This window comes from Methylocystis sp., from assembly GCF_051062815.1.
GTDB lineage: Bacteria > Pseudomonadota > Alphaproteobacteria > Rhizobiales > Beijerinckiaceae > Methylocystis.
In genome coordinates, this window is the sequence record NZ_JBPFDU010000074.1 from 76,081 (window position 1) to 88,536 (window position 12,456).

At 64.8% G+C, this 12,456-nt stretch carries 11 protein-coding genes; all 11 read left to right on the plus strand.

What is annotated here, in order from left to right; genetic code table 11:
* The first annotated feature begins 2 nt into the window (after positions 1 to 2).
* The 11 genes from murD (at position 3) to ftsZ (ending at position 12,306) form a co-directional block, all read left to right on the plus strand.
* The gene (gene murD, locus ACR65W_RS12685) at positions 3 to 1,430 is read left to right on the plus strand and encodes a UDP-N-acetylmuramoyl-L-alanine--D-glutamate ligase (protein ID WP_434501489.1); all 1,428 of its coding nucleotides are present in this window, start codon (positions 3 to 5) and stop codon (positions 1,428 to 1,430) included.
* Positions 1,427 to 2,581, plus strand: a complete 1,155-nt coding sequence (locus ACR65W_RS12690; protein ID WP_434501488.1) for an FtsW/RodA/SpoVE family cell cycle protein — start codon at positions 1,427 to 1,429, stop codon at positions 2,579 to 2,581. Before murD ends, ACR65W_RS12690 begins: the two co-directional genes overlap by 4 nt.
* A 13-nt stretch (positions 2,582 to 2,594) precedes the next feature.
* Complete coding sequence (gene murG, locus ACR65W_RS12695) at positions 2,595 to 3,704, plus strand: undecaprenyldiphospho-muramoylpentapeptide beta-N-acetylglucosaminyltransferase (protein ID WP_434501487.1); 1,110 nt, start codon at positions 2,595 to 2,597, stop codon at positions 3,702 to 3,704.
* Positions 3,705 to 3,706: 2 nt separating this feature from the next.
* Positions 3,707 to 5,113 carry a UDP-N-acetylmuramate--L-alanine ligase gene (gene murC, locus ACR65W_RS12700; RefSeq protein WP_434501486.1) on the plus strand — a complete coding sequence of 469 codons (1,407 nt, stop codon included), beginning with the start codon at positions 3,707 to 3,709 and terminating at the stop codon, positions 5,111 to 5,113.
* A 237-nt stretch (positions 5,114 to 5,350) separates the two neighbouring features.
* Positions 5,351 to 5,632, plus strand: a complete 282-nt coding sequence (locus ACR65W_RS12705; protein WP_434501485.1) for a ribbon-helix-helix protein, CopG family — start codon at positions 5,351 to 5,353, stop codon at positions 5,630 to 5,632.
* Complete coding sequence (locus tag ACR65W_RS12710) at positions 5,610 to 6,062, plus strand: type II toxin-antitoxin system VapC family toxin (protein WP_434502717.1); 453 nt, start codon at positions 5,610 to 5,612, stop codon at positions 6,060 to 6,062. The genes ACR65W_RS12705 and ACR65W_RS12710 overlap by 23 nt, the downstream gene beginning before the upstream one ends.
* 29 nt (positions 6,063 to 6,091) lie before the next feature.
* Positions 6,092 to 7,012, plus strand: a complete 921-nt coding sequence (murB, locus tag ACR65W_RS12715; RefSeq protein WP_434501483.1) for a UDP-N-acetylmuramate dehydrogenase — start codon at positions 6,092 to 6,094, stop codon at positions 7,010 to 7,012.
* Positions 7,013 to 7,306: 294 nt separating this feature from the next.
* Entirely contained in the window at positions 7,307 to 8,230 is a 924-nt protein-coding gene (locus ACR65W_RS12720; RefSeq protein WP_434496469.1) for a D-alanine--D-alanine ligase, read from the plus strand.
* Positions 8,231 to 8,409: 179 nt separating this feature from the next.
* Positions 8,410 to 9,210: a cell division protein FtsQ/DivIB gene (locus tag ACR65W_RS12725; RefSeq protein WP_434501482.1), complete on the plus strand. Its 801-nt coding sequence runs from the start codon at positions 8,410 to 8,412 to the stop codon at positions 9,208 to 9,210.
* Positions 9,211 to 9,214: 4 nt separating this feature from the next.
* On the plus strand, positions 9,215 to 10,525 hold the full coding sequence (gene ftsA / locus ACR65W_RS12730; protein WP_434501481.1) for a cell division protein FtsA: 1,311 nt from the start codon (positions 9,215 to 9,217) through the stop codon (positions 10,523 to 10,525).
* 146 nt (positions 10,526 to 10,671) lie between these two features.
* Entirely contained in the window at positions 10,672 to 12,306 is a 1,635-nt protein-coding gene (gene ftsZ / locus ACR65W_RS12735) for a cell division protein FtsZ (protein ID WP_434501480.1), read from the plus strand.
* Positions 12,307 to 12,456 lie beyond the last annotated feature (150 nt).

Genomic DNA, 12,456 nt, shown 5'->3' on the forward strand with positions numbered 1-12,456 from the left:
CGATGACGCCGATCGAGACCTTCAAGGGCAAGCGCGTCGCGCTTTTTGGCCTCGGCGGTTCGGGCCTTGCCACGGCGCGCGCGCTGATCGCCGGCGGCGCGCAGGTCGCCGCCTGGGATGACGGCGAGGCTGGCCGACTCAAGGCTGTCGCGCAAGGCGTAGCGCTCGAGGATCTCGTGGCGGCGGATTGGAGCGGCTTCGATGCGCTCGTCCTTTCCCCCGGCGTGCCGCTGACCCATCCCGAGCCGCATTGGATGGTGCTGGCGGCGAAGGCCGCCGGAGTCGAGATTATCGGCGATGTCGAACTGTTCTGCCGTGAACGCGAAGCGCGCGCCGGGGGATCGCCCTTCATCGCCATCACCGGCACAAACGGCAAATCGACGACCACGGCGCTGATCGCGCACATCTTGCGCGAAGCCGGCCGCGACGTTCAGCTCGGCGGCAACATCGGCGTGCCGATTCTCGACCTCGAGCCGCCGTCCGATGAGCGCATTCATGTTATCGAATGCTCGTCGTTCCAGATCGATCTCGCGCCCTCGCTGGCGCCGACCATCGGCGTGCTGATCAACATCACGCCGGATCATATCGACCGTCACGGGACAATCGAAAATTACGCCGCCATCAAGGAGCGGCTCGTCGCTGCGGCGGAAGTGGCTCTGGTCGGCGTCGACGACGCCTATTGCCATGCGATCGGCGCGCGCCTCGTTGAAGCCGAGACCCCCGAGCGGCGCGTCGTGCCGGTCTCCGGGAAGCGCGCGCTCGACTGGGGATTTTATGTCGAGGATCGAAGCGTCTATTTCCGCGAGCAGGGACATCCGCCCGAGGAAGCCGAGCTGATCGGTTCGCTCGAAGGCGCGCGCGCGCTTCGCGGCGCGCATAATGCGCAGAACGCCGCCTTCGCCGCCGCCGCCGCGTGGGAGTGCGGATTGGACGACGACGAGATCTTGCGCGGATTGTTGAGCTTCCCCGGCCTGCCGCATCGGATGGAGGAAATCCGGCGCATCGAGCGCGCGCTGTTCGTCAACGACTCGAAGGCGACCAACGCCGACGCGGCCGAAAAGGCCTTGGTGAGCTTTACCGATATTTACTGGATTCTCGGCGGCCGATCGAAAGAGGGCGGCGTCGAACCGCTGCGACCGCATTTCTCGCGCATACGCAAAGCCTATCTGATCGGCGAGGCCGCCGACGATTTTGCGCGCACGTTGGAAGGCGCGCTGCCATTCGAGCGCTGCGGAACGCTAGAGGCTGCAACGACGCGCGCGGCGCTCGACGCGCTTGCCGAAGGCGCCCCCGAGCCCGTTGTGCTGCTGTCGCCGGCCTGCGCCTCCTATGACCAGTTCGCCAATTTCGAGGTGCGGGGCGATGCGTTTCGCGGCCTCGTCGAAGGGCTTCCCGCCGTGATCGCGGCGCGAAAAGGAGGGCTGACATGATCTCGCGCGCGGAACGAACGCTATTCTCCGACTGGGCGTGGACGGTGGATCGCTGGCTGCTCGCGAGCCTCGCCCTGCTGATCGTCGCCGGTCTCGTCTTCGCCATGGCCGGCAGCCCGCCCGTCGCGGAGCGGCTGCATCTGCCGACCTTCCACTTCGTCAACCGGCAGGTGCTCTATCTTCTGCCGGCGCTGGTCCTGATGATTGCGACGTCCTTTCTTTCGCCGCGTCACGTGCGCCGACTGGCGCTGGTGATTTTCATCGTCTCTCTCGCGCTCGTCTTCGCCACCATCTTCTACGGTCAGGAAGTGAAGGGCGCGAAGCGATGGATCTTCGGCGTTCAGCCCTCGGAATTCTTGAAGCCCGCCTTCGTCGTGCTCGTCGCCTGGGCCTTCTCCGAAGGAGCGCGTCGCAAGGATGTTCCAGGCAATCTGATCGCGCTTCTGCTCCTGCCGATCGCGATCGCGCCGCTGATGCTGCAGCCTGATTTTGGCCAGACGATGCTGGTTTCGATTGTCTGGGCGGCGCTGTTTTTCATGGCCGGCTTGCACTGGATCTGGGTTGTCGGACTGGGCGGGCTTGGCGGCGTCTCGGCGCTGCTCGCCTATAAATTCGTGCCGCACGTCCATGCGCGCGTCGAATCCTTTCTGGAGCCGCCGCCGCCGGTCGCAGGCGTGCCCACGAATTTTCAGTCGGAGACGGCGCTTGAGAGCTTCATCGCCGGTTCGTGGTTCGGCAAGGGCCCGGGCGAAGGGGTCATCAAGCGCATCCTGCCCGACTCGCACACGGATTTCATCTTCGCGGTCATCGGCGAGGAGTTCGGCGTTCTTATCTGCATCGCGCTTGCCGCGGTCTTCGCCTTCGTCGTGGTTCGGGGGTTGTTCTCGGCGGCGCGCAACAGCGATCCCTTCTGCCGTTTTGCGACTGCGGGGCTCGTGATGCTGTTTGGCCTGCAGAGCTGCATTAATATGGCGGTGAACGTGCATCTTATGCCCGCCAAGGGCATGACGCTGCCCTTCGTCTCCTATGGCGGCTCTTCGCTTATTTCGCTGTCGCTCGGCATGGGCTTTCTGCTCGCCGTCACGCGTAAGCGGCCGCGGTCCCGCGTGCTGAGCGAGCTCGCCGCGACGGGCGCGCCCGCCGCCGCGTGATAAAAGCTTCGGTATGATCGATTCGCCGATTCTCCTCGCCGCCGGCGGCACCGGAGGCCATCTTTTTCCAGCCGAGGCGCTTGCGCATGCGCTCGCCGCCCGCGGGTTGGCCGTGGAGCTCGTCACCGAGGAGCGCGCCCTGCGCTACGGCGGCGCCTTTCCGGCGCGGGCCATGCATGTGATCCCCGCCGGCACGCCGCGGGGCGGCTCGCTGCTGGCCAAGGCCCAGGCGGTCGCGCGTCTCGCCCTCGGCACGGCGCAGGCGGCCGCGCTGCTGCGCCAGGTCAAACCGGCCGCGGTGATCGGTTTCGGCGGCTACCCGACCGTCCCGCCCTTGCTTGCGGCGTCCTATCTCGGCGTGCCGAGCGCTTTGCACGAAGCGAACGGCGTCATGGGCAAGGCCAATCGCTTCCTCGCCGGCCGCGTCGACAGGATCGCCGCCGGCCTGCCGACTCTCGCCGTGCCGGCGGCCCTGCAAAGCAAGCTCGTCGTCACCGGCAATCCGGTGCGTCCCAATGTGCTCGAGGCCGCCGAAACGCCCTATCCTTCGTTCGACGATGGAATGTTCCGGCTGCTCGTCGCCGGCGGCTCTCAGGGCGCCCGCGTCATGGCGGACATCGTGCCGGCGGCCGTCGCGGCGCTCCCAGACGCGCTGCGGGCGAAAGTCGCCGTCGTGCAGCAGGCGCGTCCAGAAGATATCGCGCGGGTCGAGGCGATCTACGCCGGCGCCGGGGTCGGCGCCGAGATTGCGCCGTTTTTCGCCGACTTCCCGGCGCGGCTCGCTGCGGCGCATTTCGTCATCACCCGCGCCGGCGCGTCGACGGTCTCGGAGCTTGCGGTCGTCGGGCGACCGGCGATGCTGGTGCCGCTGCCGCATGCGCTCGACCAGGATCAGGCGGCGAACGCCGCTTTTCTGGAGCAGGCTGGCGGCGCGGAAACCGTGCGCCAGAGCGACTTCACGCCGGAATTTTTGACGCGGCGGCTTTGTGACCTCATCAATGCGCCGGCGCAGCTTTCCGCGCGCGCCGAAGCCGCCAGACGCGTCGGCGTCGACGACGCCGCCGATCGTCTCGCCGATCTGATCATCGACGTGGCGCGGACAGGCGCTACGAAACGGAGCTAGGAATGAAACTGCCGAAAGAGTTGGGCCCGATTCATTTCGTCGGCATCGGCGGCATCGGCATGTCTGGAATCGCCGAAGTGCTGCTCAATCTCGGCTACAAGGTGCAGGGGTCGGACGCCGCCGAAAACGCCAATGTCAAGCGTCTCGTCGAAAAGGGCGCGACGGTCAGCATCGGCCATGACGCGAAAAATCTCGGCGACGCCGCGGTCGTCGTCGTCTCGACTGCAATCAAGCGCGACAATCCCGAACTTGTCTTGGCGCGCGAAAAACGCCTGCCGGTCGTGCGCCGCGCCGAAATGCTGGCCGAGCTGATGCGCCTCAAGCAATGCGTCGCGATCGCCGGCACGCATGGCAAGACGACGACGACTTCGCTCGTTGCGACGCTTCTCGACGCCGGCGGGCTAGATCCGACCGTGATCAACGGCGGCATCATCAACGCCTATGGCACGAATGCGCGTCTTGGCGCCGGCGACTGGATGGTGGTGGAGGCCGACGAAAGCGACGGCACGTTTCTCAAACTGCCGGCGGACGTCGCCATCGTCACCAATATCGATCCCGAACATCTCGACCATTTCCATACATTCGACGCCATCAAGGAAGCCTTCCGCAATTTCGTCGAGAATATTCCCTTCTACGGCTTTGCGGTGATGTGCCTCGATCATCCGACCGTGCAGGAGCTCGTCGGCCGCATCGAGGACCGCCGCATCATCACCTATGGCGAAAATCCGCAGGCCGACGTGCGTCTGCTCGACGTCGATCTCGAGGGCGGCGTGTCGAAATTCAATGTGCTGCTGCGCGACCGCAAGACGTCGCAGGCGATCTATCTCGAAAATCTCGTCCTGCCGATGCCGGGCCATCACAATGCGTTGAACGCGACGGCGGCGGTCGCCGTCGCCAATCAGCTCGGCCTGTCGCCCGAACAGATCCGCAAGGCGCTTGCCGGCTTTGGCGGCGTGAAGCGGCGCTTCACCAAGACCGGCGAATGGAACGGCGTGCAGATTTTCGACGACTATGGCCATCATCCCGTCGAAATCGCCGCCGTGCTGCGCGCGGCGCGCGCCTCCACCAAGGGCAAAGTCGTCGCGCTGATGCAGCCGCATCGCTATTCGCGGCTGCAGTCGCTTTTTGATGCTTTCGCCACCTGCTTCAACGACGCCGACGTGGTCATCATCGCCGACGTCTATCCGGCGGGCGAGCAGCCGATTCCGGGCGCCGATCGCGACGCGCTTGTGTCCGCCATCAAGGCGCATGGCCATCGCCGCGCGATGGGGCTGCCCTCTCCCGAAGTGCTGGCGGCGATGGTTCGCGAGATCGTCGCGCCTGGCGATTATGTCGTCTGTCTTGGCGCCGGCAATATCACGCAATGGGCCTATGCGCTGCCGGAGCAGCTCGCGGCGGGGCAGGGGTGATGGCGTCGGCTTCGCCCCCTCCCTGTCCCTCCCCCGCTAAAGCGGGAGAGGGGACCCTAACGAGCGGCGCTCGCGCAGCTTGGATGAAGGGCGCGATCTGCTCCCTCTCCCGCGAAGCGGGGGAGGGTTGGACGCTTCGTAGCTTGTGACGAAGTGACGTGAATTTACGTGGCATGATTTGACTTCCGCAGGATTGTTACTAAAATTGACTACATCATAGTCAATCCTCTCCAAGTCATGAAATCCGCCGCGCCCACGCCGACATCCGTTCGTCTGACCGACGAAACGCGCAAAATCCTCGACGAGGCTGCGCGGCGCACACGCCGCTCGCGTTCCTATCTCGTGGAGGAAACGCTGAAGCAGTTTCTTCCGCGCGTCGTGCAGAAGGAAACTCAGCCGTCGCCGCAAGAGCGCATTCGTCGCCTGAAGGAGCTGGAGGGCATCGGCCACCGGCTTGTCGGACCGCAATCCATTGAGGAGATCGACGCACGCATCCGTGAATTCCGTGGCGACGACTGAGACGCTTCCGGTCGAAGGCGGGCGGGCCTATTTCGACGCAAATTCGGTCATCTATTTCATCGAGGCGAAGCCGGAATTTTATTCGAAGATATCCAGCCTCTGGTATGCCCTCATCGAACGAAACACGACCTTTGTCACGAGTGAAATCTGCATTGCGGAATGCTTCTACGGCGCCTTCAGACGTCAGAGTCAGGTGCTCGAAAATGCTTACGATCGCCTGTTCTTTGAGGAGCGGACCTTCGACATTCGGCCCGTGGACCTCGAAACGCTCGTCGGGGCGGCGCGCCTCGGCGCCGATCTCGGCCTAAGACTGATAGACGCGGTGCATTTTCGAACGGCGTTGGCCTCGCAATGCGATATCTTCGTCACGAACGATCGCCGATTCCGCTCGAGTCATGGCGTGCGTGTCGTCCAAATCGCCGAGCTATGATGTAGCGTCGATCAAGCCGAAAGCCGCAGATGACCTTCCCCGATATCACCGCCGATATTGTCCGCTTCGCGCCTGAACTGCGCGGAAAGATTTCCGCCAATGAGCCGCTTGCGCCCTACACTTGGTTTCGCGTCGGCGGGTCGGCGCAGATCCTGTTCATGCCGGCCGACGAAGCCGATCTCGCCTATTTCCTCGCGCGATTGCCGCGAGAGATTTCCGTCACCGTCGTCGGCCTTGGCTCCAATTTGATCGTGCGCGAAGGCGGCGTCGAAGGCGTGGTCATACGCCTTTCGGCCAAGGGCTTCGGCGAGATCGTCGTCGAGGACGGCAGCAGGTTGCGCGTCGGCGCCGCGGTCCCCGACGTGAAGGCGGCGCGCGCAGCGGCGGAAGCGGGAATTGACGGTCTCGCCTTCTATCGCGGCATTCCCGGCGCGATCGGCGGGGCGCTGCGCATGAACGCCGGCGCGCATGGCGGCGAAACAAAGGACGCGCTGATTGAAGCGCGCGGCGTCGACCGCGCCGGCGACGTCCGCGTCTTTGGCGTCGCCGACATGGGCTACGCCTATCGCCATTGTTCCGCCCCCGACGACGTGATCTTCACGCAGGCGCTTTACCAGGGACGTCCCGGCGATCCGGCGACGATCATCGCCGAGATGGAGCGCATCACCGCGGCGCGTGAAGCTTCGCAGCCGATCAAGGAAAAGACAGGCGGCTCGACCTTCAAGAATCCTGACGGCGAAAAGGCGTGGCGGTTGATTGACGCGGCCGGCTGTCGCGGACTCATCGTCGGCGATGCGCAGGTCAGCGAGATGCACTGCAATTTTCTCATCAATCGCGGCCGCGCGAGCGCCGCCGACATCGAGGCGCTTGGTGAGGAAGTGCGCCGGCGCGTGCGCGAGACGAGTGGCGTCGAACTGCATTGGGAGATCAAGCGCATCGGCGTCGCTTGAGAGATTGCGTCGTCGCTGCTGAGATCTTAGCGTGGACGCTTGAGGAGATTCCCGCCGTGCCGCCTTCAAAAAAATCGCACCGATTCTCGGACGCTACTGAAACGGCGGCCACGTCGAAAAGCGGCGACGAGCAAGGACCGAAGAAGGGTCCTTCGGTCGAAGATCGAGTTTCGCCAGCGTCAGGCGCGTTAAGTGACTCGCTCTGTCCTTTCGCCACATTCACCGAATGGGCTTCGGAAGCCGACGAAGCCGCCTATTCGGATCTCTAGTTGGCATTTTTCAAGTCGAGAGCACATGACCAAGCACGTCGCCGTTCTGATGGGCGGACTCTCCGCCGAACGCGAAATTTCCTTGCGCTCGGGCGAAGCCTGCGCGAAGGCTCTCGAAGAGCAGGGATTTCAAGTGTCCCGCGTCGATGCGGGGCATGACGTCGCGAATGTTCTTGCGGCGCTCAAGCCCGATGTCGCCTTCAACGCGCTCCATGGCAGGTTTGGCGAGGATGGCTGCATTCAGGGCGCGCTGGAGCTTTTGCGCATCCCCTATACGCATTCGGGCGTGCTCGCCTCTTCGGTGGCGATGAAAAAGGATATCGCGAAGACGGTGATGGCGGCCGCCGGCGTTCCGACGCCAAAAGGGCGCGTTCTGCACAGGCTGGACGCCGCCAAAGCGCACGCGCTGCCGCTTCCTTATGTCCTCAAGCCCGTCTCCGAAGGCTCCTCCTTCGGCGTCTTCATCGTCAGCGAGGGCCAAGAGCATCCCCCGCAGGAATTATGGCGCGAGGATTGGACTCATGGCGACATGATGCTCGCGGAGCAGTTCATCGCCGGGCGCGAACTCACATGCGCCGTCATGAACGACAAGGCTCTCGACGTGATCGAAATTCTCGCGGCCGACGGCGGCTGGTACGATTATCACGCCAAATACGCCAAGGGCGGCTCGAAACACGTCCTTCCGGCAAATCTTAAACCGAATATTTACCAAGAGGTCCAACATTTGGCCCTTGAGGCTCACCGAGCTCTCGGCTGTCGCGGCGTAAGTCGCGCGGACTTCCGATACGACGACCGCCCCGGAGGTACGGGCGAGCTCGTCGTATTGGAGGTGAACACGCAGCCGGGAATGACGGAGACCTCGCTCGTGCCAGAAATGGCGGCATACGCAGGTTTTTCATTCGGTGAGTTGGTCAGATGGATGGTGGAAGACGCATCCTGCGATCGTTGAGAGAGTCATTTTCGGCTCGGCACTCGCTCGTCCCCATCGTTCCCGGAGACGCCCCATACGCCTTGGCGGCCGCTGTTGCGACCATCCCGCCGGCAGCCGTTCCCGCCGCCGCTGCGGCGGTCGCTCCGCGCGCCTCGGCGCGAAGAACCCGCGGTGAACGTCTCCTTTCGCGCCTCGCCTTGTTGGGCCGTCCCGGCGTCGGCGCTCTGGCGACGCTTGCGCTCTTCGCCGCGATCGGCGTGGCAGGATTCATCGAGAACGGCGGCTACGCCGCTCTCGTCGCAAGCGAGGGCGAGCTCTACGACATAGCGGGGCGCGTCGCCGGGTTTCCGATTTCCGCCGTCACCATCACCGGTCAATCGCGCTTGACCGAACGCGAACTCCTCGACGCTGCAGGCGTCGGGCCGCGAAACTCCTTGCCCTTTCTCGATGCGACGGCGGTGCGCGACCGGCTGATGCAGGTCCCCCTCGTCAAATCCGCGCGGGTGATGAAGCTCTACCCCGATCGCCTGGTCATCGCGATCGAAGAGCGGCAGCCAAGCGCCTTGTGGCAGCGCGACGGACGCGTCGCCGTCATTTCCGAAGACGGCGTGCCGATCGATGAGTTGCGCGACCAGCGCTATCTCGGTCTGCCGTTCGTCGTCGGCGAGGGCGCGCAGAAGCGGCTGCTCGAATTTCTCATGCTGATGACGAAGGCCGGCGACCTTGCGCATCGGATCAAGGCCGGCGTGCTCGTCGCCGGACGCCGCTGGAACTTCGAGATGACGAACGGCGTCACGGTGAAACTGCCGGAGGTTGATCCATCCGGCGCGCTGGAGACGCTTGCGCGGCTGCAGCGAGAGGCGCGGATCCTCGACAAGGACGTCATGTTCATCGACTTGCGCATTCCCGACCGCGTCAGCGTAAGGCTGACGGAAGAGGCCGCGGCGGCGCGCGAAGCGCAACTTGCGCCGCGCAAGTCGACCAAGAGTGGTGGTTAGCTGCATGAATTCCCCTGGTGTCCCACCGCGCATGAAGCCGCTCTCGCCACGTCGCTCGGCGACGTTCGCGGCGCTTGACGTCGGCACGTCGAAGATCGCCTGCCTGATCGCGCGGCTCACGCCGCTTGGCGCGGTCGCGCCCGGCGATTGGCGCACGCATCGCGTTCGCGTCGTTGGCATTGGCCATCAGCGCTCTCTGGGCGTGAAGAACGGCCTCGTGGTCGATATGGACGCCGCCGACGCCGCGATCCGGCAAACCGTGGACGCCGCCGAGCGCATGGCCGGCATGCAGGTGGAGCGCGTCATTGTCACGGCGTCGGGCGGCCGACTGTCCTCGCAGCATTTTCAGGCGAAACGCGTCATTGGCGGCCGCGAAGTCGCCGAACACGATATTCATCGGGTTCTCGAAGCTTCGGCCGCACATCATCTCCATCGCGGCCGCATCGCCGTGCACTCGCTGCCAACAGGCTTTTCGCTCGACGGCGTGTCCGGCATCCGAGAGCCCAAGGACATGATCGGCGAAGAGCTCGCGGTCGATCTCCACGTCGCGACCTGCGATCAGGCCGCCGCCCGCAATCTTCTCTTCGCCGTCGAGCGCAGCCATCTCAGCGTTGAAGCCTTGGCAGCCGCGCCTTACGTCGCCGGGCTCTCCACGCTCGAACCCGACGAGGCCGAGATGGGCGTCGTGGTCGTCGACATGGGGGCTGGATCAACGTCCGTGGCCGTCTTCGCACGGGGCGAGATGATTCACCTTGACGCCGTCACGCTTGGCGGCGCCCACGTCACGATGGACATCGCGCGCGGACTCGACGCGCGGCTCTCCGACGCGGAGCGGCTGAAGACCTTTCACGGCTCGGCGATCGCTTCGACCTCCGACGAGCGCGAAACCATTTCCTTCGATCACGTCGGCGAGAGCCATCACAAGGCGCACGCGCCTAAATCGCATCTCGTGCGCATCATCCGCCCGCGAATCGAGGAAACGCTGGAGTTCCTGCGCGACCGCTTGGCGAAGGCGGGCCATCCGAGCGGTCCAGGCCGCCGCATCGTGCTGACGGGCGGCGCGAGCCAGCTCACGGGCGTCGCCGAGGCGGCGCGCCGCATTCTCGGCGGCCAGGTTCGGGTCGGACGGCCGATCGGCATCGAAGGCTTGCCGGATTCCTCGAAGAGCCCCGCCTTCGCGGCCGCGGCCGGCCTGCTCGTTTATCCGCAAGTCGCCGCGCATGAATATTTCGAGCCGCGCCGGGTCGAGCGCGCGGCGACGGGAACTGACGGATACATCTCGCGCGTAGGGAGATGGTTAAGAGAAAGCTTCTAGTATCGCGTGAAAGTGATTCTTTCGACCCGGCGCGCCATTCAACGCGCCGAGCATGATTGCCAAGGACGACGCGTTCGGCGACCGGGCGTCCAGGGCGAAGGACAACGGGCGCCGAGTTGTGAACGCATTGGTGAGAGGCCTGGCAGATGACGATCAACCTTAAAGCTCCCGAACTCAGGGAATTGAAGCCCCGCATCATGGTTTGCGGCATCGGCGGCGGCGGCTGCAACGCCGTCAACAATATGATCACCTCTGGTCTGTCGGGCGTCGATTTCCTTGTCGCCAATACAGACGCGCAGGCGCTCGCGTCGTCGCAGGCCGAGCGAATCATTCAAATGGGCCTGCAGGTGACGGAAGGACTGGGCGCCGGCGCTCAGCCAGAAGTCGGCCGCGCCGCCGCGGAAGAAGCGCGCGAAGAAATTCGCGAGCATCTCTCGGGCGCGCATATGTGCTTCGTCACCGCCGGGATGGGCGGCGGCACCGGCACGGGCGCCGCGCCGGTGATCGCGCAGATCGCGCGCGAAATGGGCATTCTCACCGTCGGCGTCGTCACCAAGCCGTTCCATTTCGAAGGTCAGCGTCGCCTGCGCATCGCCGAATCAGGCATCTCCGAACTGCAAAAATGCGTCGATACGCTGATCGTCATCCCGAATCAGAATCTCTTCCGCATCGCCACGGAGAAGACGACTTTCGCCGACGCCTTCGCCATGGCTGATCAGGTACTCTATTCGGGAGTCGCCTCGGTCACGGATTTGATGGTTAAGGAAGGCCTCATCAACCTCGACTTTGCTGACGTCCGCTCGATCATGCGCGGCATGGGCAAGGCGATGATGGGCACCGGCGAAGCCACGGGCGAAAATCGCGCCAATCTTGCCGCGGAAGCCGCGATTGCGAATCCGTTGCTCGACGAAGTGTCGATGAAGGGGGCGCGCGGCCTGCTGATCTCGATCACCGGCGGCCACGATCTGACCCTCTATGAAGTCGACGAGGCGGCGAGTCGTATTCGCCAGGAGGTCGACGAGGACGCCAACATCATTCTGGGCGCGACATTCGATTCGTCGCTTGAAGGCGTGGTGCGCGTCTCCGTCGTCGCGACGGGCATCGACCTGACCGCGATCACGGCCGACGATCCGACGAGCGAATCGCGTCTCGCCGAGGCCGCCGAGCGCCTGCGCGCCCAATTGCAGCAGGCGCGCGCGCAGCAGGTGCCGGCTGTCGACGCCGCGCCGGCCCTGCGTCCTCGCGAAGAGCCGCAGGCCGCAGCTGGCTATTATTCTGAGCAGGCGCCGGCGCATGGCGTCTACCTCGAGCCGGCGCCGCCGCGTCTCGCCTATGGCGAGCCGAGGTTCGAAGCCGAGCGCCACGAAGCGCCGGCCGGCGCCTATGTGCCGCCGGCCCCGGAGCAGCCGCGTGCGCCGCGCATGCCTCAGATCGAGGATTTTCCACAGCCCATCCAGGAACAGCTGCGTCAGCAGATGGGCGCTGGCGATCCTCGTCGCAAATCGATTTTCGAGCGGCTCGCCTCCTTCGGGGCGAGCCGTCAGGAAGATTCGATGCATGGCGCGCCTGCGGCGCCGACTCCGCGCCCGCACATGGCTCCCCCAGGCCAGCCTTCGGCGACGCACGCCGAATATGGCAAGCGACCGGCCGCGCCGGCGCCGGTTGTTCCCGGCGGACATGCCGCGCTCGATTCGCACGGTCGTCGCGCCCTGCAGCCGCGCCCGTCCGAGGAGGATCATCTGGAGATCCCGGCGTTCCTGCGCCGCCAGGCCAACCACTGAGGCGCTCGACAATCGGCAAAAGGCCCGCCTCGCGCGGGCCTTTTCATTTTGGCCGCCAAGCTTGTAACAAATTGCAGGCCTGTAACAAATCGTAAGAAAGCGTGACTGGAGCGTCGGCGCCCGGATTTGCTATCGTTCGTCCGGGCTTTA